The organism is Xanthomonas sp. BRIP62409, assembly GCF_003992965.1.
GTDB lineage: Bacteria > Pseudomonadota > Gammaproteobacteria > Xanthomonadales > Xanthomonadaceae > Xanthomonas > Xanthomonas euroxanthea.
Genome location: NZ_QEZJ01000011.1, coordinates 40301 through 61162 on the forward strand (window position 1 = coordinate 40301; position 20862 = coordinate 61162).

Consider the following 20862-nt stretch of genomic DNA (forward strand, 5'->3'; position numbering starts at 1 on the left):
CGTTTATCTCCTTACCTGCCTGCCTTCTGTCGATGCCAACGTCGCAGCGTCGATGACGCACGCATACGACCCGCACCATTAAGTGCCTCGACCGATGCCTCCGCGCGCGGCACCCGCACCGCAGGCCCATACGCAATGCACGCATCGCAGTGCCGACGACGCGGCCACCCAGGGCACTGCCGCAGCGCAATGCCCGTCTGCTGCATCCAAGGCAGGGGCCGGTTCACACCCCGGCACGCCCAGGGTGTATGGTGCAAGGGCGGCCGGACTCCGGTGTCGCCTTCACTCTATCTGGCCTTTTCCATCAAGAATCTCTGCGAACGCTGCGATGCCGTCTGTTGCCGGCTCACCGTCATGGTCGATCCATCCGACCGCATCCCCAACCACCTGACCAGCGTGACGCCGCAAGGCTGGCACGTGATGGCGCGTGACGAGGAAGGCTGGTGCGTGGCCATCGACGCGGCGCGCATGTGTTGTTCGATCTACGAGACGCGGCCGGCGATCTGCCGGCGTTTCGTCATGTCCGGGCCGTATTGCCGCGACGTGCGTGCCACCTACGACGACCAACGCCGGCGGGGCATTCCCTTGACGCTCTACAACGCATGAGGATTTCGCCATGAACAACTCCCGCCGTCAGTCGATGACCGTGAGCAATCAGCCAGGCAAGCCACGGTTGTCCGAGCAGCGTCTGGCCGCCGATCTGGAGGCGTTCCAGCAATCCGGCGGCGCGATCGAGCGGCTGGGCGATACCCCGCTACGTCGCGACAAGAAGCGTGGCGAGCCCGAGACCACGCCTGCGGTCGCCGTCAAACCGGCAGCTGCCAACGCCAAGTAAGCGTGCGCGGCGCCTGCCGGTACAGCCGGCCCGCCGCAACCTGCAACCCTGGTCCTACAGCAGCTGCGCGCGATCGATCGCGCCAAGCCCTTGCGCCAGCGAGGCCATTTCATTGGCCAGGTTGATCATGTTGCCGCCGGCCTGTGCTGCGATGGCCATGATGCGTTGATACGCATCCCAGAAGTCCGGTCCACGGCCATAGGCATCGTGGAACCCTTGCAGCTCCAGGACCAGCAGATCGGACACTTGCATGTCGGAGTGGTCCATTGCGTTCCCTCGTTGGGGGTTTCCCGGCCCGCAGCTTATACCCGTTCACCTGGCAAAACCGGCGCGATCAGACCGCCGGGGATTGAAACCTGAATTGGTTAGAGAGGGTGACCGGGGTGACATCACTGCGCAATTTCCACCGCTGCCGCGCTGGGTGCGCCTGGCACCGTGGCGCCCCACGGCGCCAGGCAGCCGCCGGCACCTGCCGCGGAGAGGAGCCGGCTCAGCCAGCACCAACACGGCTGAATGCCGCCAGCCCTGCCCGCAGCCACAGGCGCTCCGGCCCTGGCGCGGGCGCCGAACCACGCACATTCCCGTGTAAAATGCGCGGTCTTTGACCGGACCAATGGCGAAAGCTGCTCCACGGGCGCCCTTGTCGGGCCCGGCGTTCATTCGCCTGCTCGCTCGCCTCACCGATGCCCACGTTGCCCAGTCCAACCATGCGCTCGCCGACCGGCTCAGCCAATGGATCGACTGGACGCGCGCGGTCGCCGTGTCCAAGGCGCTGGATGGCAAGCTGCCCGAGATCGAAGCGCTGCCCGAGACGCGCCGGCTCGACGTCGAGGCTTGCGCACGCGTGCGCACCGGGCTGGCAACCAGCAGCGTGGTCGACCTGGATGCCGTGCTCGCGCGCGTACGCCGCGATGCGCGCAGCGCCGCCGCTGCCGGCAGCGACGCAGCGGCAGCCTTGCCTGCGCCCGACTATGCCCCGTTCCGCCAGCACTACCTGGCCATGCAACGCGCAATGCGCACCGCCACCGGCGACCTGCGTGGCCGCCTGCGCGACATGCTGGCCCTTGAGTCCGGGCAGATGGCGCGGCTGGCCGAGGTGGATGCGGTGATGGAGCTGACCTTGAGCCCGCGCGAACAAACCCTGTTGAACCATGTGCCGACCCTGCTCGGTGCGCATTTCGAGCGTCTGCGCGATGCCGCGCAGGCGCCAACCCCGGCAGCCGACGGCGACGCCGCGCCACGCGCGGTCTCCGACGGCTGGCTGGATGTGTTTCGCAAAGACATGCAGAGCGTGTTGCTCGCCGAACTGGATGTCCGTTTTCACCCGATCGAAGGCCTGCTTGCAGCGCTTCGTACCCGCTAACTGGGACCTCATGTTCAGAACTCTCGTTCACCTGTGTGTGTTTGTCGTCGGCCTGTTGGCGGTTTGCTGGGTCGGCATCGGTTATCTGGGCTCCAATCCGCTGGGCGCCTGTGTCGCAGCGGTGATCGGCGCCTGCTATGTGGCCGGCGCGCTGGAGCTGTATCGCTATCGCCAGGCCAGCGCCACGCTGGACGATGCCGTTGCCGCGTTGACCACCGCACCAACGGCATTGAGCGAGTGGCTGGAGCGCCTGCATCCAAGCCTGCGCAATGCGGTGCGCCTGCGCATCAAGGGCGAGCGCGTGGCGTTGCCGGCACCGGTGCTGACACCGTACCTGGTCGGCCTGCTGGTGTTGCTGGGCATGCTCGGCACCCTGCTCGGCATGATGGCCACGCTCAAGGGCACCGGTTTTGCATTGCAGAGCGCCACCGACCTGCAGGCCATCCGCGGCTCGCTGGCCGCACCGGTGGAAGGCCTGGCGTTTGCGTTCGGCACCTCGATCGCCGGCGTGGCGACCTCCGCAATGCTGGGGCTGTTGTCGGCGCTGTGCCGGCGCGAACGGCTGCAGGCAGTGCAGCGGCTGGATCTGAAGATCGCCTCCGAGCTGCATCCGCACTCGGACGCGCACCAGCGTGGCGAAGTGTTCAAGTTGCAGCAGCAGCAGAGCGCGCTGATGCCGGCGCTGATCGATCGCCTGCAGACGCTGATGGGCAGCATCGAGCAGCAGAGCATCGCCGCCGATGAGCGCCTGGCCGCGCAGCAGGCCGAATTCCACGCCAGGAGCGAGGCGACCTATGCGCGCCTGGCCACGGCGATGGAGCACGCGTTGCAGGCCGGCGTGGCAGAAAGCGCACGCGCGGTGGGCGCGGCTCTGCAGCCGGCGATGGAAGCGACCATGACCAGCATCGCGCGCGACACCGCCGCGTTGCATGAGCGCCTCACCCATGCCGTGCAGCAGCAACTGGACGGCATCACCAGCGGCTTCCAGCACAGCGCCAGTGCCGCGGCCGCGCACTGGACCACCGCGCTTGCCACGCAGGAACGCGCGCAGCAAGCGCTCGACACGCAGCTGCAGAACACGCTGGAGCAGCTCGCACAACAGGCCACTGCGGTGCAGGACGGCGTCAGCAGCGCCGTGCAGCAGCAACTGCATGCGCTCAATGACGGCTTCCAGCACAGTGCGCAGACGGCCGCCGACCACTGGCAGGCCGCAGTGGCCGCGCAGGAACGTGCCCAACACGCACTGACCGAGCAGTTGCAGGCCACGTTGGCGCAGATCGATCAGCGCAGCATCACGGTGCAGGACGGCGTGAGCCACGCGGTGCAGCAGCAGTTGCACGCCCTCAATGACGGCTTTGACCGCAGCACCGCCGCCGCTGCCGACCACTGGGCAGCGGTGCTCGCCGAGCAGCAGCGCGCAGGTGCCGCGTTGAGCGCGCAGTTGCACGCCACGCTCGACCAGCTCGCGCAGCAGACCACCGCGCTGCAGGACGGCGTGCACCAGGCCGTGCAGCAACAACTCGATGGCCTGAGCAATGGCTTCGAAAACAGTACCGCGGCGGCTGCCGCCACCTGGACCGCGGCAGTGGCCGAGCAGCAGCGCGCAAATCAGGTGCTGACGCAGGAATTGCAGGGCACGCTGAGCCAGTTCGCCAGCACCTTCGACGCACGCTCCAGCGCCCTGGTCGATGCGGTGTCCAGGCGCATGGATCAGTCCAGCAGCGAGACGGCCAGTGCCTGGAACGATGCGCTGGCGCAGCAACGCGACGCCAGCGCCGCCCTGGCGAGCCAGCACCAGGGCGCGCTGGCGGCCGCCACCGCCAGCTTCGACACGCATGCCGCCGCCCTGGTCGGCACGCTGCAGCAATCGCATACCGACCTGCAGGCCGCGCTGGAAGCGCGCGATTCCCAGCGCCTGGCGCTGTGGAGCGAGCGCTTCACCGCGATGAGCGCGGAGCTGACCACCCAATGGGAACGCACCGGCGAACGCGTCACCCAGCAACAGCAGGCGATCTGCGACACCCTGGCCAGCACTGCCAGCGAGTTGTCCACGCAGGCGCAGGCACAGGCCAGCGCCACCATCAGCGAGGTGGCGCGCCTGATGCAGATCGCTTCCGAAGCGCCCAAGGCCGCCGCCGATGTGGTGGCCGAACTGCGCCAGAACCTGTCCGAAAGCATGGTGCGCGACACCGCCATGCTGGAAGAACGCAGCAAGCTGCTCGCCACCCTGGACACCTTGCTCAACGCGGTCAATCACGCCTCCACCGAACAACGCGCAGCGGTGGATGCACTGGTCACCACCTCGGCGGACCTGCTGCAGCGCGTGGGCACCCAGCTCACCGAACAGATCGGCAGCGAGACCGGCAAGCTCGGCGCGGTGGCCGCGCATGTCAGCGGCAGCGCGGTGGAAGTGGCCAGCCTGGGCGAAGCCTTCGGCGTGGCGGTGCAGCTGTTCAGCGGTTCCACCAGCGAGCTCAACGCGCGCCTGCAGCACGTCGCCAGCGCCCTGGACGCCTCGCTCGCCCGCAGCGACGACCAACTGGCGTATTACGTGGCGCAGGCGCGCGAGGTGGTGGACCTCAGCATGCTGTCGCAGAAGCAGATCATCGAAGAACTGCGCCAGCTCGACCGCGGCCGCGGCGATGCCGGCGAGGCCGCTGGCGACGAGGCCAGCGCGGCATGAGCGACGAGATCGACATCGACGGCGACTCGGGCACACCGATCTGGGCCGCCTTCGGCGACCTGATGTCGGTGCTGCTGGGGGCGTTCGTGCTGATCCTGGTCGGGGTGATCGGCGTGCAGCTGCAGCTGTCCAGCCGCCTGGATGAAGAGGTCAGACAGCGCCAGGCCGAAGCGCAGCGCCGCAAGACGCTGGAGCAGGCGCTGGCCGCGCCCCTGGCCGCCGGCCGCGTGACCCTGGTCGATGGCCGCATCGGCATCCGCGGCAATGTGCTGTTCGCCTTCAATTCCGATCAGTTGCAGCCGGAAGGCCGCGAGGTGCTGAAGACACTGGCCGCGCCGTTGACCGAGTATCTGGCGGCGCGCGAGGAGATCCTGATGGTCAGCGGCTTCACCGACGACCGCCCGGTGCTGGGCGGCAACCGTCGCTACGCCGACAACTGGGAACTCTCCGCGCAACGCGCGCTCACCGTGACGCGTGCATTGATCGCCGAAGGCGTGCCGGCCGCGTCGGTGTTCGCCGCGGCCTTCGGCTCGCAGCAGCCGGTGGATTCCAATGCCGACGAAACACGCCGCGCCAGGAACCGCCGCGTGGAGATCGCGCCGATCGCGCGCCCTGCCACGTCGCATGCGTCTTCTGCCGCCAAGCCCACAGCGGCCGCAGGCACGCGATGAGCACGCAGGCGACATCCGCGCACGCGCGCCTGCAGCGCTGGCGCAGCCAGGGTGCCGACCAGCTGGATCCGGTGCGGTTCCACCTGATGGAGACGCTGGCCGCGCGGGCCGGCACCCAGGCCGAGGCAGTGCGCCAGGTGCTGGAAGAAAAGCTGGGCAGGCTGGTCGATGCGTATGCGGCAACGGTGAAGCAAGCCGCACGCCGCCGTGTCGCCAGCGCTGCCGCACAGCCGTCGCAACGCAGCGCGCTGGGCGCACTGGCCGAGCAGATGGCAGGCCATGCCGCGTTGATGGAAGTGGACAGCAGAAAGACCGCCACGGCCGACGCCACGCCGTTTCCCGAGCTGCCGGCGCTGGAGGATTTCCGTCGCACCTGGACCACGGTGCGCACCGCCAGCCAGGTGCGGCAGTCGCTGCAGGACGCCCCCAAGGACGCCGGCCCGCTCAATTCCAGCGTGCTGGTGCACCGCTGCATCAGCCTGATGCGCGAGTGCTCACCGGGCTATCTGCAGCACTTCCTCGGCTATGTCGATGCGCTGTCGTGGCTGGAACAGCTGCACAACGGTGGCGCGTTGGCCAGCGAGGACACCGCAGCCGTGGCGCCCGGCAAGAAGCGCAGCAAGCGTCCGTCCACGCGGCGCAGCTAGCGCGAGCAATCACGCACGCTGCGCTGCACGCGCGCGCCGCTGGCGGACACCAGCCTGGCGCACGCACGGTGCGGTGGCAGCCGGTCCGACCGCCTGCCTTTCGTTCGCACCCACCCTGGCCGTCGCGTGCTCCATCGACCACGCAGGAGCGTCGATCATCGCTCAGCGTGGCATCGCACCGCTGCTCAAAACCGCAGCCGCACACCCACCGTCCAGCTGCGCGGCGCGCCGGGATACACCCACTGCTCGCTGTAGGAGAACGCGGCGTAGCGGCGGTCGGTGAGGTTCTCGACCTTGGCATACAGGCGCAGGCGCTCGCTCAGGTCGTAATGGCCGACCAGGCGCCACACGGTGTATGCAGGCAGCACGAAGTCGGTATTGCTATCCACCGAGCCCAACCGCTCACCGGTATGCGACACGCCCACGCCCACCGCCGCACTGCGCTTGCCGGTCAACGGCTGCTCATAGTTGAGGAAGGCATTGCCGCTGAAGCGCGGCACGTTCGGAAAGCGGCGTCCCTCGGCCAGTCCGGTACCGGCGGCAGCTGCGCTGCTGCGCGTGACCTGCGAGTCGGTATAGGCCAGGCCCACCGAGGCGGCCAGACGCGGGGTCAGCCGCCCGAGCAGATCCAGCTCCACGCCCTGGCTGCGCATCTGGCCCACCGGCAGCGAAAAACTGGTGTCGGCCGGATCCAGGCTCAGCACGTTCTTCTTGTCGATGCGGAACGCGGCCAGCGTCGCTTCCAGGCCATCGCCGGGCTGCACGTACTTCAGGCCGGTTTCCAGCGAGCGGCTTTTCTCCGGCGCAAAACTCTGCCCGTCCGCACCCACGCCGCTGTTGGGACGAAAGCCGGCCGCAGCACTCGCATACAACGACAACGCCGCGTCGACGTGGAAGGTCACGCCGGCACGCGGGCTGACCACACCGTCGGAGGCGCGCTGCGTGGCGCCGCGCAGCTGGTTGTCGAGCGCCTGCTGGTAGTGGTCGTAGCGCAGGCCGAGCAAGGCCTTCCAGCGCGCGCCCAGATCGAGCTGATCCTGCGCATAGACGCCCCACACCTGCTGGCGTTCTTCGGTGTCGGTGATCGTGGCCAGCCGCCCCGGCTGCGCAACGCCGTACTGCGGCGCAAGCACGTCGATGCTGTACGGCGTGGCCGCAGAGCGGGCGCGCTGCTGGAAGCGGCTGTCGTCGAAGCGATTGCCATCCACGCCGAACAACACGTTGTGGGTGACGCCACCCATCTGCAAGCTGCCAAGCAATTCGGCACGCGCAGCGATGTCGCGGCCCTGGTAATCGCGGTAGCGGCGCTCGCGGCGCAGCGTGCGCTCGTCGGCCTGCAGCGTCCACGGTTCGGTGGAAAACCCGCGCATGCCGCTGTCGCGATAGGTCGCCCCGCCCTGCAGCGACCAGGTCTGGTTCACGCCATGCACCACAAAGACCTGGTGCCCGGTGGAATGCAGGTCGATATCGCCATCGCGCGGCTCGCCCAGGAAACGCCCGGCCGGCAGCCGATTGGCATCGCCATCGATGGCGGTGACGCCGCGATCGAACGGCGCATGGATGCGCACGAACTCCAGCTCGTAGGACACCGTGGTATCGGGCGTCGGCATCCACAGCAGCGAGGGCGCCAGCAGCGTGTTGTCGCTGTCGACGGTGTCGCGGAAGCTGTGCTGATCCTTGTGCATGACATTCAGCCGATAGGCCAGGTTCTCGCCCAGCGGGCCGGTGCTGTCGAGCGCAGCGCGATAACTGTCAAAGCGCCCCGCCGACAGATCCACGCTGTGCTGCGGCTGGAACAGGGGCTTCTTGGTGACGATGTTGACCGCCCCGCCCGGCTCGCCCCGCCCGTACAACGCCGAGGCCGGGCCCTTGATCACCTCGATGCTTTGCGTGTTGGCGCCATCGCGCAGGCCGTTGTAGCCGCGGCTGGCGTTGAAGCCGTTGACCATGTAGTCCGAGCTGAAATTGGGGTCGCCGGTGAAGCCGCGCATCGAATAGCTGTCCCACAACCCGCCCAGGTTGTTGGCCTTGGTGATGCCGCTGGCCAGCTCCAGCGCGCCGGCCAGATCGGTGACTCCGGCGTCCTCGAGCAGGGTCTGGTCCAGCACGCGCGCACTGATCGGCAGATCGCGCAGCGGCGCATCGGTCTTGGTGGCGCCGGTCACGCTCAAGGCGCGGTACGGCGTGTACTGGCTGCGCACCTGCACCGTATCCAGATCGCGCGCCTGCGGCTCGGCGGCGGCGGCAAGGGGGCTGACGCCTGCGCAGCTCAGTGCACCGAGCAAGGGCAGCGTGTTGGACAGACGGCGGCGCGGGGTGGACATCGGGCAGGACTCCTGAAGCACCCGGGCACGCTGGGCCCGGGTCGCACGTGAGACAACGAAGGTTGAGGGGTGAAACGCAGCCGCTATGACGCGGGATCGGCACTTGCATCGAAACCTGGCGCGCGCCCGAAGTCCTCGCGCGTAAAGGGCCGGTCGCGAAACAGATAGCCGTAATAGAACGTCCGCAGCGCACGGTGATAGGTGCGGATGCGATCCTGATACGCCAGTTGCGCACGCAGGTCGGTGGCTGCCAGGCGCGTCAATGCAGCCTGCAACGCCACCGGTGGCAACACACTGGCCACGCGCTGCGCCAGCGCTTCGCGGCGCTGCAGGCCCTGGCGATACGCCGCAACCTGTGGCGCCACCTGCTGATCGCCGTTTTCGTGGAAGGCGAAATACCACTTGTAGTGGAACGCCCCGGTCAGCGGCGCCGAATCGGCCCACTGCGGGTTCTGCGCGTAGAAGGCCCGCATGGTGTCCTGGCGTGGAATGTCCCAGGCATGGTTGACCGCCTCGCGCTGCAGCCGCGCGATCTCGCTGCCTTGATTGACCGGCACCGCCTGGTTGATCGCCACATGCGCCAAGGCCGGCGCCACCAGCGCCAGCACCACCCAGCAGGTCGCCAGGGCGGTGGCATGCGCGGCCGGGCGCCAATGGATGCGCCCGACCAGCACCGACAGCAGCACCCAGAACAGCAGATAGGCGCAGGTCAGTGCCAGCACCGCGAGTTGTTGCAGCAGCGGCACCGCATTGACACTTGCCGCGATCACAAACGGCACGCTCAGGCAGGCCAATACCGCAGCTGCACGCACCACCACGCGCCGCACCAGCAACGCCGTGCCCGCACCCGGCAGCGCCGCCAGCATGCGCGCGCGTCCGGCCTCGCGCTCACCCGAGCGCAGATCGAACAGCAGTGCGATCACGAACAAGGGCAGCAGGAACACCAGCACGAAGGCGTAGTCGAAGCGCCCGGCCAGTGCCAGCTCCGGGTTGTAGCTGTCGCCATCGTGGATCTGCGCCTCCAGGCCCAGCGCGCGCACACGCAGGATGTACGGCGAGACATCGCGCATGCCCACCGCGGCAAATGCCAACGGCGTGGGCAGGTCCCAGGTCGGGTGGAAGCTGTAGTAGGCCGCGCTGCCCGCGTCGTTGGAGCGCGCCACATAATCCTGCACCGCCGCGATATCTTCCTGTTGCAGCGCCGCGATGCGCGCAATATTGGCGCGCTGCGCGGCGATGACATGCTGGCCGGAGAGCAGGCTGCACACGGTCAGCACCGCCAGCAACAGCAAGCCGGCCAGCACGGCGCGTGCGCGCAACAACAGCAGCAGTTCGTATTTCCACAGCAGCATCAGCGCGCCACTCCCACACGCCGGCCCGCGGCGACCAGCATGCACAGCGCAGCCAGCAGCCAGGCAGCGACCAGGCCGAGCGCGGCGCCGGCGGCCCGCAGCACCTCTGTCGTGGCCGGCGGCTGGAATGCGAACACCGGAATCTGCTGCCAATGCGCGGAGGAGATGCGCTTGCGTTGGTCGGCGCCGGCATCCTGCGAGGTGTCGTCGGCCATGCTCACCGCATCGGCCTGCAGCTGGTTGAGCTGCTGCACCAGCGTGTAGCGGTAACGCTCGGCCTGGGCGAGAAACCGCTCGTGCGCACGCAGGTCGGTTTCCGCCAGCGTCATCGACAACGCGCGCACCGCAACCGTGGGGCTCAGCAAGGCGAACGTGCGCACCAGCAGATTCTGTTGCTGCTGGATGGCCGAATCACGCGCGGCATAGCGCTCGAACAGGCTCGCGGTGAGCCGCTCGCCTTCCAGCGCCAGCAGGCCCTTGTAGTTCACCGGCAGCTCTTCCACCCGCTGCACGCCATAACGCGCCAGCGTCTGCTGCTTGAACTGCGCAAAGTGCGGGTCATCCGGGTTGTGGCTGTCGCCGAGCGTGCGCAGGTCGCGCTGGATCGCCACATCGGTTTCCAGCCGCGTCGGCAGGCGGTACGCCGCACTGGCCGCATCCGGCGCCACGCGCGGCACCAGCAGGGCCAGCCACACCCACACCGCCAGCGACACCAGCAACGCATCGCGGCCGCGCCGGCACAGCATCGACACCGACAGCACCAGCGCGCACCACACCAGCAGATACACCGCATACGCCAGTATCAGCAGTGCGACCCGCAGCGCCTGGCCCGGCAACAACGCAACCGGCACCAGCCCGACCAGGGCCGGCAATAAACAGGCCGCCGCCACCGCGGCAAGCGCCAGATATTTGCCGCCGAACAATTGCCGGCGCGTGGCACCCTGCAACAACAGCGCACGCAAGGTGCCGGTCTCCTGCTCGCGCGCCACCGCGCCATAGCCCAGGAACACCAGCAGCAGCGGCGCCAGCACCTGCAACACGAACGCAGGCGTCAGTTGTCCGAAGCGCACCAGCAACGAACTCTGGCGCACATCGCCGAAGTTGGCGGTGTTCTGGCGGTGGCCTTCCAGGAACATGCTGTTGCCGGTGAACGCGTCCACGCCGGCATCGAACGCAGCCAATGCAGGCAGCGGGCGATAGATGAAATGGCCGTAATGCACCACCCGATGCGGGTGGCGGTCCGGCTGCGCCTCGAAGGCCTGCTGCGCGGCCAGTTGCTGGCGCGCGCGGAACGCGGCCACCTCGCGCTGATGATGCGCAGCGGTCAATGCCGCCACCAGCGTGAGCAGCATCAGCAACACCACACCGATGGCAGCGGAACGATTGCGCGCCATGTAACGCAGCTCTTCGCGCGCGACCAACAGCACCGCACTCATGCAGCCCGATCCTGCTCACGCGTAAAGCGCGCATGCAAGGTGCGCACGTCGAAGCCGCTGTCGCCGGCACCGATGTCCCCGGCGATGCGCCCGTGTTCCAGGAATCCGATCCGGTCCGCCACCTCCACTGCGCCGAGCAGGTCGTGGGTCACCATCAGCACCGCGCCGCCACGCTCGCGCACGCTGCCGACCAGCCGGTTGAAGTCGGCGATGGCGCGCGGGTCCAGGCCGGAGGTGGGCTCGTCCAGCAGCAGCACCGGCACCCGGCGCAGCGTGGCCACCGCGATCGCCACCTTCTGGCGCATGCCCTTGGAAAACCCCGCCAGCCGCTGGCGCCAGGCCTCGTCCTGCAGACCGGCAGCGGCCAGCGCCTGGCCGATCTCGGCCTGGCTGCGGCGCTGGCCGGCCAGCGCCAGCAGGTAGTCGGCATTTTCCAGCGCGCTCAAATGCTCGTAGAGCGCGACGTTTTCCGGCAGATAGGCCAGCCGCGTACGCGCGGCGCCGGGGTCGGCGACCGGGTCGATGCCATCGATGCGCAGGCTGCCGGCGCTGGGTTTGACGAAACCGAGCAGGCTGGAAAGCGTGGAGGACTTGCCGGCGCCATTGCCGCCCAGCAAGGCGTAGACGCTGCCGGGGGCGACCTGCAGATCCAGCCCCTGCAGCACGGCGCGGCCACGATAGGCCACATGGAGGTTGCTGATCGAGATCGCGGGAGCGGCGTGGGGACTGGAAGGCATGGCAAGGCAGCAGTTCAACAAAATGATACGTTATCACATTTCGATTGGGGCCTGGAATGCGCCGTCATCGCGAGACGACAGCTGCCCGATACCGCCGCGACCGTCAAAGCGAGCGCCGCCGGTCAAATGTTACTGTATTACGCAACCACCCCGGTGCCTGCAGGTGTTCGGCAGTCCCTGCGACGCGCGGCTGCACCTGGAGAGACCCACCACCCAGGCACGCAGGCAGCTGGAACCTTGATGCGGCACGGCGCTCTTCAAGCGCCGCCGCCGTGCCGGCGCAGCCATCCAGGATCAGCACGCCTTGCCACGTCTTCCCCCTCAATCGAGATCCCGTACGTCCCACATGACTTCCGATACGCGCCCCTTTGCTCCGCACGCTTCGTCCCTTCCCGCACGCGCCCGCGACAACACCATGGCCGAGACCACGACCACGGCCCGCGGCGCCACCCGTGCCGCTGCCGGCCTGCTCGCCGCAACCCTGTTCACCGCCGCGCAGGTGGGCGCGAAGTCCATCGACACCAGCGCGCCACTCCCGCCGGTGCGCGCCTGGCATGGGGCCAGCGAGGCGTTGATCGCCACGCCGGACGATCCGTGGAGCACGCCGGCGGAGCGCAGCGATTTCGCCAGCACGCCCAGTTACGACGAAACGCGCGCCTGGCTGGAACGCCTGGTCGCCGCCTCGCCGCTGCTGTCGTTGGAGGTCTTCGGCAAGAGCAGCGAGGGCCGCGACCTGCTGCTGGTACGCGCGCACAAGGGCGCGCCGGGCAAGCCGGTGGTGCTGGCGCAGGCCGGCATCCACGCCGGCGAGATCGATGGCAAGGATGCCGGCCTGATGTTGCTGCGCGATATCGCCCAACGCGGCAAGGACACCTTGCTCGACCAGGTGGATCTGGTGTTCGTGCCCATCCTCAATCCCGATGGCCACGAGCAACGCGGCCCGCTGATCGGCGCGGCCTTGCGCGGCCCGCAACAGATGGGCTGGAACACCACCACGCGCGGCATCAATCTCAACCGCGACTACCTCAACCTGGAAGCGCCGGAAACCCGCGCGATGGTCGCGCTGCTGCACACCCTCGACCCGGCGCTGTACATCGACCTGCATGTCAGCGGCGGGCTGGATCATCAGTACGACATCACCTTCACCTTTGCCGGCTGGGGCACCTACGCACGCTCGCGTGCCACCGCCGACTGGCTGCAACAACGCTTTACGCCGGCGGTGAACACCGCGCTGCGCAGCCAGGGCCATGCACCTGCGATCTATCCCAGCCTCATCGACGAAGACGCGCCGCGCTCGGGCCTGCGTTACTCGCCGGAAGGGCCGCGCTATTCCACCGGGTATGGCGACTTCGCCGGCATCCCCACCGTGCTGGTGGAGAACCACCGCCTGAAGTCGTACCGGCAGCGCGTGCTGGGCGACTATGTGCTGTTGGAAGCAGCACTGCGCGTGGTTGGCCGCGATGCAAGAAAGATCGATGCGGCCAAGCGCGCCGATCGCGCCGCCCGCCCGCAGGAGTTGATGGTCGCCTGGGAACGCCTGCCACAGCCGATCGCCCAGGTGCCATTCAAGGGCGTGACCTATACCCGCGCGTTCTCGCCGGTGACCGGCCGGCAGGAACTGCGCTGGGAAGGCCGCGACGAAACCTGGACCATGCCGGTGATCGGCTACCGCCAGACCCAGGCCGTAGGCTATCCGCTGGCCTGGTGGATCCCGCCTGGCAACGACGATGTGATCGCACTGCTGCAGGCGCATGGCATCGCCTACGAACGCCTGCAACAGCCGCGCCAGCTCAGGGTGCAGCAGATCCGCGTGGTGAAACAGGGCCACGCCCAGATACCGCAGCCAGACGAAGCCGACGAAACCTTCGCCGCCGGCAGCATCCGCGTGCCCGCCGATCAACCGATGCGCATGCTGGCGGCCGCGTTGCTGGAACCGGCCAGCAGCGACTCGCTGCTGGCCAGCGGACGCTTTCGCAATGCCGGCAGCCCCGATAGCGGCCTGTACGGCACCGAGCTGGTGGATTTCACCGAGCGCGTGCTGCACAACGACGCCGCCCTGCGCGCCGCGTTCGAACGCAAGCTCGCAGACGATACCGCCTTCCGCGCCGATGGCGATGCGCGGCTGCAATGGATCTATGCGCGCTCGCCGTACGCGGCGATCACCGGGTGGCGTTATCCGGTGCGGCGTCAGCTGGTGGAATGAAAATGTCGCATGCCGGTTGCAGACGGGGGCGGCAGTAACCGTTTCCAGTCGCGCGTCAGCCGTTATCTGGCGACGCGTGCATGTAGCCGAACAGACTTTCGAAAGCGGCCAAGCATTCGCGCCAAGTAACTAGCGCGTTTGCCCGGAATAACTCAACAACGCCACGCCTGGCCTGCCAGTGCGTGGCGTTTGTTTTTTGCACACGCACGCGCTCCGAAGGGGGCAAATGCCGGTTTCTTCCGCCTAAAACGCACTGTGGCTGGTGTCACTCACTGGGTTCCACCGACGCGGACGATTATGTCCGTAGATAGTCACGTCTGCTGTTTTAAACGCGCCAATCAATTGCCTCGATAGAGCAAAACTATCGCCCGCTTTTTTTGCGCGCGTTGGATTCTTAACCGGCCAATCCCGATTGTAAAAATCCTGCTAAAGCAACGATGCAGACGGCCGCTACCGCATTCCAGGGCGTCACGGCGCCCATCTCCGTTTTTGCCCGCGCGCCATCGATGGTGCTGCGTCCATCACCCACCCAGCCGAGATTTCAATGAAATTGACCGTCAAGCTTCTCAGTGGCGCCATCGCCCTGGCATCGTCGACCTGCGCCTACGCGCAGCAGGACGCGATGTTTTCCTTCAGCGGCTTCGGCACGCTGGGTGTGGTGCATTCGACCGAGGACCAGGCCGACTTCACGCCCGACATCCAGACCGTGGAAGGTGCCGGCGCCAGTCACTCCACCTCGGCACGCCCGGACTCGCGCATTGCCGGCCAGGTCAACGCCAACTTCACCGAGAAGTTCACCGGCGTGCTGCAGGTGACCAGCGAATACGCCGAGCGTGCCGATTACACGCCGAAGGTCACCCTGGCCCACGTGAAGTATCAGTTCGGCCCGCAGTTCGCCGCGCGCCTGGGGCGCATCACCGCGCCGCTGTACATGCTGTCCGAATACCAGCGCGTCGGCTACGCCACGCCGTGGGTGCGTCCGCCGTACGAGGTCTACAACTATCTGCTGCCGATGGACGGCGTGGAAGGCGTCTACACCATCAACGCCGGGCAGAGCGTGGTCAGCGTGCAGGGCTTCTATGGCCGCATCGACTCCAAGAAGGCCGACGTGGACGCGCTGCGCGGTCTGGCCATCGGCCTGGAATCGGGCGCATCCACCTTCCGTGCCGGCTACATCGTCGGCACCAGCACCTTCGACACACCGTCGCTGGATCGCCTGTTCTCGGCCTATCAGCGCATCAATCCCGCGCTGGCCGATCGCCTGACCACCTATGGCGTGGACGGCAGCTTTGCCAGCGTGGGTTACGCCTACGATCCGGGCAACTGGTTCCTGCGCAGCGAAGTGATCCGCGCCGATTACTCGCCTTCGCTCAACGGCAAGACCACCTCCGGCTATCTCAGTGTCGGCGGGCGCTTCGGCACGCTGACGCCATCGATCACCTATGCCAACGTCGATCGCAAGGGCCCGAGCATCGCGCCCGGCCAGGATCCGGTCGGCGTGATGACGCGCGCACTGGCGCAGGCCGAGAGCGGCCGTCACAGCTTCACCGCCGCGCTGCGTTGGGATGCGCGTGAGAGCGTTGCGTTCAAGCTGCAGGCCAGCCACATCAACAACAACGCGGGTTCGTTCGGATCGTTGAACAACATCCAGCCGGGCTTCCGTCCGGGCGGCAGCTACAACCTGCTGTCGGCCTCCGTCGACTTCGTGTTCTAAGAGAGCCCCCATGACCATTTCCAAGTGTTTTGCAGTCTCGCTGCTTGCCGCGTTGTCGCTGACCGCGTTCTGCGCCAATGCCGATGTCGTGGTGGTGATGGCGGCAAAGGGCGGCCCGGACAGCCTCAGCGCCGCGCAGGTGTCGCAGATCTTCCTGGCCAAATCCAGCAGCCTGCCCGGTGGCGGCGCAGCGGTGCCGATCGACCAGGAAGAAGGCGTGGCCACCCGCGATGAGTTCTACAAGAAAGTCGCTTCGCGCGATTCGGCGCAGCTGAAGTCGTACTGGTCGCAGCTGATGTTCACAGGCAAGGCGCAGCGTCCCAAGCGTGTCAGCGGCGACGACGCGGTCAAGAAGGCCGTCGCCGCCACGCCGGGCGCCATCGGCTACATCAGTGCCAGCGCAGTCGACCCCAGCGTCAAGGTCGTCCTGAAGCCGTGACCCGCCCCCTGCTCGAGACTCACGTCATGAGACGCATCCTGTCGCTACCGTTGTTCTGGAAAATCCTGATGCCGGCCGCGGTGGCGATCCTTTGCCTATCGAGCTATGTGGCCTTCAGTACGCTGGTGTTCCACCGCAACAACGACCGCCTGGAAGCGGTACGCGACGTGCATTTTCCGTTGCTCGACGCCATGACACGCAACGTGGCTGCGCTGGACAAGCTCATCAACGGGCTCAACGGCGCCGCTGCCGCCGGCGATGCCGACATGTTGGCGGCCACCAAGCCGGTGGCCGAAGAGATCCACGCTTCCTACGTGAAACTGCAGAAGGCCGATCCGGCCAATGCCAGGGAGCTTGCCCGGCTGGGCAAGCAGTTCGACGACTACTACGCCCTGGCCCAGGGCGTGGCCGCCGCGTTCGTGGAGCAGCGCGAACCCGACGCGGCGCAGATGAGCGCCATGGCGCCGGCACTGGAGACCTATCGCACCACCCTGACCGCCATGCAGAAGCGCGCCGATGCCCGCTTCCGCGGCACCGTGCAGGAAGCGGTGGACAGCTCGGTGGCGGCAAGCCTCGGCGGGCTGGTGCTGGGTGTGGTCGGTGCGGTGCTGTGCATCGCCTTCGGCTGGATCGTGGCACGCGCCATCACCCAACCACTGAACCGTGCGGTGGGCATTGCGCATGCGGTGTCCTCGGGCAAGCTGGACAACAGCATCTCGATCGACCGCAACGACGAGGTCGGCCAGCTGCTGCAGGCGATGGACAGCATGCAGCGCCAGCTGCGTCGGGTGATCCAGGCGCAGACCGAGATGGGCGACAGGCACGAGGCCGGCATGGTCAGTCACCGCATCGCCGAGCACGAATTCCCCGGCGAATTCGGCAGCATGGTGCGTGCCAGCAATGCGCTGGTGTCCAGCCATATCGCGGTGACGATGCAGATCGTCGCATTGACCGAACGCTATGCCGCCGGCGACCTGTCGCAGCAGCTGGAGCCGTTGCCGGGCGAGAAGGCGGTGATCAGTCAATCGATCAACGATGTGCGGGCCAGCCTGCTGTCGATCAACGGCGAGATCAAGCGGCTGGCATCGGCCGCAGCCGCGGGCGACTTCAGCGCACGTGGCGACGAGACCGCGTTCGAGCATGACTTCCGCCAGATCGTGGTGGACCTCAATCACCTGATGGGCAGCTCGGACAAGAGCCTGGGTGCGGTGTCGCAGGTGTTGCAGGCGATTGCCGGCGGCGATCTGACCACGCGCATGCACGGCGACTTTGCCGGCGTGTTTGCGCGCATGCGCGACGATGCCAACACCACGGTGGACCGCCTGACCGACATCGTCGGGCGTATCCAGCACTCCTCGTCCGAGATCGACACCGCTGCCGGCGAAATTGCCGCCGGCAATCAGGACCTGTCGCGGCGTACCGAACAGCAGGCAGCCAATCTGGAAGAGACCGCCGCCTCGATGGAGGAGCTCACCTCCACCGTCAGGCAGAACGCCGAACATGCGCTGCAGGCCAACGAGCTGGCACGCAGTGCGGCCAGTGTGGCTTCGAAGGGCGGCGAGGTGGTCAGCCAGGTGGTCGGCACCATGTCGGGCATCGAAACCTCATCGAAGAAGATCGCCGAGATCATTTCCGTCATCGATGGCATCGCCTTCCAGACCAATATCCTGGCCCTGAACGCGGCCGTGGAAGCGGCGCGTGCCGGCGAACAGGGCCGTGGATTTGCAGTGGTGGCCTCGGAAGTGCGCACGCTCGCCCAGCGCTCGTCCGCTGCAGCCAGGGAGATCAAGGAGCTGATCGACGCCTCGGTGGCCAAGGTGGCCGAGGGCTCGGTGCTGGTACACAAGGCCGGCACCACCATGACCGAGATCGTCGCCAGCGTGAACCGGGTCACCGACATCATGGGCCAGATCACCGCTGCCTCCAGCGAACAGTCGGCCGGTATCGAACAGGTCAACCAGACGGTGATCCAGATGGACGAAACCACCCAGCAGAATGCAGCGCTGGTGGAAGAGGCCATGGCTGCGGCCCGGGCGATGGAGAAGCAGTCCAGCACCCTGACCCAGTTGGTCTCGTTGTTCCAGCTGGAGCCTGCCGGCGCGCAGCAGCTGGAACGAGACGCCGCATAGGCGATCGACCGGATCGTCCCGCGATGTCCCCGACGCCCCTCTTCTGCATGGACTGCAGAAGGGGGGTTCCTGTATTCCCAGGCGGCAGACACGGGGGTGATCCGGCGTCGTTTCAGGTAGCGCCACGCGCATGGCGCACCGAGGACGATCGGTGCGGTGTCCCGACGTCGCTCCCGGCGTGCTCCACCTGCCAGCCAGCGCTGGCTTACCCCGACCTGGACATGCGGGGTTGTCGGACACCCGCGACCGCGCTTTGCCGATGGCGCAACGGCACGCCATCGCAAAAGTCCGGTTCGGAAGGCGCGTCCGCGCGCTCCATGCATACCCCGGTGATTATCGACTGCCGGGCCATATGCCGAACAATGCGCAAAATAGATCACAGTTCTGCGGAAAAAAGTGGCGCGACCGCACAGTCCTCACGGCTACGTCACCACCAAGCAACATTTGCGTGCGATAGCTGTCGCGCTCGCTGAACACCGAGCCAACTGTCCCCCATCCAGCGCGCGTTCCGCTGAGCGTCGATCTGCCCCCCGGCAGCCGGCGGTTGCCTCGTGCGTCCGATCGATTTCCAGGAGATTCACACCCATGCGCTTCCGGACTTTCTTCGCCGTCCTGCTCTTCACCGCTGCCAGTGCCAGTGCAAACGCCCAGGTCGTCACCCTCAACAAGGGGGGCTATACCTTGCGCTACGACTGCACCAACCACACCGCGTTGCGCTATGAGTATGTCCTGCAGGCCGATACCGGCTCGGCGGCGCGTCCGTCCAGCTTCAATCTGGATACCGAACTGCCCAGCGGCTGCGCCGGCCAGACCTCCACCGCTTCCTACGCCAGCGTACGCACCGGCTACGATCGCGGCCACCTGGTGACCTCCAACCACATGGACTACAACGCGACCTACATTCGTCGCGCCAACCTCATGTCCAACATCGTGCCGCAGGTGGCCAGCTTCAATCAGGGCATCTGGGTGCGCGCGGAAAACGTGGCCGAGTGTTACCGCGACATCGCCAGCGTGCAGGTCTACGGCGGAGTGATCTACAGCGACACCACCAACGATTACTTCCTGAGCAGCCACGGCATCCGCACCCCGGATTTCTTCTGGAAGACGATCATCACCGCCAACCCCGGCGGCGGCACCCGCGCGATCAGCTGGCTGATTCCCAACAGCGCCAACCTCGGTTCGCTGGACAGCTACATCGTCAGCATCGACGAACTGGAAGACCTCTACGGCGCCAGCACCATCGGCATCACCGCACCGGCCGACGTCAAGGCCATGCTGCCCGCCACCACCTGGCCGCAGCCGAGCAATTGCGACCTGGGCTGAGCGCGGGCTGCGCGCGTCTCTCGCCGCGTCGATCAACAGCGGCTGACGCCATGTTGCGAGCAGTCGTCAGGTGGGTGCGGACGGCGCGCCCGGAACCGGAGTGTCCGCATGGCCCTTGCCGATGCCGGGCACCGGCCGTGCCCGCCTGGCGCTGAGCGCAGCAGCCTGGCCAGCCGCGCTCCATAGGGGGCGTGTGATCCAGCAGACAAGGCCCGGGATTCCCGGGCCTTGTCGTTGCAGGCAGCGCCACGCATGGCCCGCCGCAACGCGCACTCAGGCTTCGGGCGCGGCAAGCGCCGCAAACCAGTCCGCGTAGGGCGTGTTCTTGACCAGATGCCGATTGAAGTCCTTCGCGCCATCGCTCCACCACACCGGGCCGCGCTCTCCCAGCGCCGTCTTGGCACGGTCCACCGCCGCGCGCGCCGCGGCCAGCCGCCCGGCATCGTCATCGCGCCTGGCCGCCTTGACCGCGCGCCGCGCATCCATCAACGCGCCGACCAGCCCGGCACGCACGTCTTCGCGCAGATGCGGGTTGGCGGTACGCCAGAGCCGGCCACGTACGATCAGATACCGGCCATCGGGCGTGGTGACGGGCGCAGCGGCGGCCGTCATTGCCAACGCACTCGCAAACAACCCTGTAGCGTCGGGCGGGCCAAGCCGCGCCTACTCGACCCGCGCAAAGCGGGGACGCGCAACGCCGTCCACCTCGACCTGCGCGACGAACATCGCATACGGCCGCACCCACAGACCGACGTCGCTGTCCAACGGGCGGTAGAGCACCAGCGGGACCAGCGTCTCGCTGCAGCGCACGACGCCGAGCACGTCATAACGGCCGCCCTTGAAGTGGCGGTACTGGCCCAACGTGATGCTGGGTAATGGCGACAGAGGGGTGTCCATGGATGTCACAGGATGGGCAGCCCCCAAGTCTAGGCAGCCCGGCCCACGACAGCCAGCACATGCCGCGCAACCGGCGGCATGCGGGTGTCACCGATGCACGGCGCGGACA

General features: G+C 67.3%; 18 protein-coding genes and 1 other RNA gene. 11 read left to right on the forward strand and 8 right to left on the reverse strand.

All coding sequences use genetic code 11. From position 1 onward, the window contains the following. The first annotated feature begins 189 nt into the window (after positions 1-189). Both EO170_RS02090 and EO170_RS02095 read left to right on the forward strand, forming a co-directional pair. Positions 190-606, forward strand: coding sequence for a YkgJ family cysteine cluster protein (locus EO170_RS02090; RefSeq protein ID WP_104650172.1), 417 nt, complete (start codon positions 190-192; stop codon positions 604-606). Positions 607-616: 10 nt separating this feature from the next. Further along, on the forward strand, positions 617-835 hold the full coding sequence (locus EO170_RS02095; RefSeq protein ID WP_104583181.1) for a hypothetical protein: 219 nt from the start codon (positions 617-619) through the stop codon (positions 833-835). 54 nt (positions 836-889) lie between these two features. Here the strand turns inward: EO170_RS02095 and EO170_RS02100 are convergent, their stop codons facing one another. Continuing rightward, on the reverse strand, positions 890-1102 hold the full coding sequence (locus tag EO170_RS02100) for a hypothetical protein (protein ID WP_104583180.1): 213 nt from the start codon (positions 1100-1102) through the stop codon (positions 890-892). Positions 1103-1448: 346 nt separating this feature from the next. Here EO170_RS02100 and EO170_RS02105 point away from each other — a divergent pair, with 346 nt between their 5' ends. Genes EO170_RS02105 through EO170_RS02120 form a run of 4 tightly spaced genes read left to right on the forward strand, consistent with a single transcriptional unit; the run spans position 1449 to position 6199 of the window. Further along, positions 1449-2198 carry a DUF3348 domain-containing protein gene (locus tag EO170_RS02105; protein ID WP_164740878.1) on the forward strand — a complete coding sequence of 250 codons (750 nt, stop codon included), beginning with the start codon at positions 1449-1451 and terminating at the stop codon, positions 2196-2198. 10 nt (positions 2199-2208) lie between these two features. Beyond that, a complete protein-coding gene (locus EO170_RS02110; RefSeq protein WP_164740879.1) occupies positions 2209-4881 on the forward strand; it encodes a DUF802 domain-containing protein in 2673 nt (890 codons plus the stop codon). Then, complete coding sequence (locus EO170_RS02115; protein WP_126942167.1) at positions 4878-5552, forward strand: OmpA family protein; 675 nt, start codon at positions 4878-4880, stop codon at positions 5550-5552. Before EO170_RS02110 ends, EO170_RS02115 begins: the two co-directional genes overlap by 4 nt. Beyond that, complete coding sequence (locus tag EO170_RS02120) at positions 5549-6199, forward strand: DUF2894 domain-containing protein (protein ID WP_126942170.1); 651 nt, start codon at positions 5549-5551, stop codon at positions 6197-6199. Before EO170_RS02115 ends, EO170_RS02120 begins: the two co-directional genes overlap by 4 nt. Before the next feature lie 185 nt (positions 6200-6384). On the opposite strand, the gene EO170_RS02125 is transcribed toward EO170_RS02120, so the two are convergent. The 4 genes from EO170_RS02125 to EO170_RS02140 form a co-directional block, all read right to left on the reverse strand. After that, a complete protein-coding gene (locus tag EO170_RS02125) occupies positions 6385-8523 on the reverse strand; it encodes a TonB-dependent siderophore receptor (protein WP_126942173.1) in 2139 nt (712 codons plus the stop codon). A gap of 83 nt (positions 8524-8606) precedes the next feature. Then, a complete protein-coding gene (locus EO170_RS02130) occupies positions 8607-9875 on the reverse strand; it encodes a DUF3526 domain-containing protein (RefSeq protein WP_126942176.1) in 1269 nt (422 codons plus the stop codon). After that, a complete protein-coding gene (locus EO170_RS02135; protein ID WP_126942179.1) occupies positions 9875-11311 on the reverse strand; it encodes a DUF3526 domain-containing protein in 1437 nt (478 codons plus the stop codon). Before EO170_RS02135 ends, EO170_RS02130 begins: the two co-directional genes overlap by 1 nt. Then, complete coding sequence (locus tag EO170_RS02140; RefSeq protein ID WP_126942182.1) at positions 11308-12048, reverse strand: ABC transporter ATP-binding protein; 741 nt, start codon at positions 12046-12048, stop codon at positions 11308-11310. Before EO170_RS02140 ends, EO170_RS02135 begins: the two co-directional genes overlap by 4 nt. 415 nt (positions 12049-12463) lie before the next feature. Here EO170_RS02140 and EO170_RS02145 point away from each other — a divergent pair, with 415 nt between their 5' ends. The 5 genes from EO170_RS02145 (at position 12464) to EO170_RS02165 (ending at position 19856) form a co-directional block, all read left to right on the forward strand. Beyond that, the gene (locus EO170_RS02145; RefSeq protein ID WP_241239376.1) at positions 12464-14251 is read left to right on the forward strand and encodes a M14 family metallopeptidase; all 1788 of its coding nucleotides are present in this window, start codon (positions 12464-12466) and stop codon (positions 14249-14251) included. Between the two features lie 544 nt (positions 14252-14795). Continuing rightward, a complete protein-coding gene (locus EO170_RS02150; RefSeq protein ID WP_104583172.1) occupies positions 14796-15965 on the forward strand; it encodes a hypothetical protein in 1170 nt (389 codons plus the stop codon). A gap of 10 nt (positions 15966-15975) precedes the next feature. Beyond that, positions 15976-16404 carry a substrate-binding domain-containing protein gene (locus EO170_RS02155; RefSeq protein ID WP_104583171.1) on the forward strand — a complete coding sequence of 143 codons (429 nt, stop codon included), beginning with the start codon at positions 15976-15978 and terminating at the stop codon, positions 16402-16404. After that, positions 16401-18533, forward strand: coding sequence for a methyl-accepting chemotaxis protein (locus EO170_RS02160; RefSeq protein ID WP_126942185.1), 2133 nt, complete (start codon positions 16401-16403; stop codon positions 18531-18533). The genes EO170_RS02155 and EO170_RS02160 overlap by 4 nt, the downstream gene beginning before the upstream one ends. Before the next feature lie 585 nt (positions 18534-19118). After that, positions 19119-19856: a DNA/RNA non-specific endonuclease gene (locus EO170_RS02165; protein WP_104650158.1), complete on the forward strand. Its 738-nt coding sequence runs from the start codon at positions 19119-19121 to the stop codon at positions 19854-19856. Positions 19857-19896: 40 nt separating this feature from the next. Here EO170_RS02165 and EO170_RS02170 read toward each other — a convergent pair. The 3 genes from EO170_RS02170 to EO170_RS02180 all read right to left on the reverse strand — a co-directional run bounded on the left by EO170_RS02170 (position 19897) and on the right by EO170_RS02180 (position 20753). Beyond that, a non-coding RNA gene (locus tag EO170_RS02170) (sX9 sRNA) lies at positions 19897-19973 on the reverse strand. A gap of 156 nt (positions 19974-20129) precedes the next feature. Beyond that, a complete protein-coding gene (locus tag EO170_RS02175; protein ID WP_126942188.1) occupies positions 20130-20468 on the reverse strand; it encodes a hypothetical protein in 339 nt (112 codons plus the stop codon). 51 nt (positions 20469-20519) lie between these two features. Continuing rightward, a complete protein-coding gene (locus EO170_RS02180; protein ID WP_126942191.1) occupies positions 20520-20753 on the reverse strand; it encodes a DUF1653 domain-containing protein in 234 nt (77 codons plus the stop codon). Positions 20754-20862 lie beyond the last annotated feature (109 nt).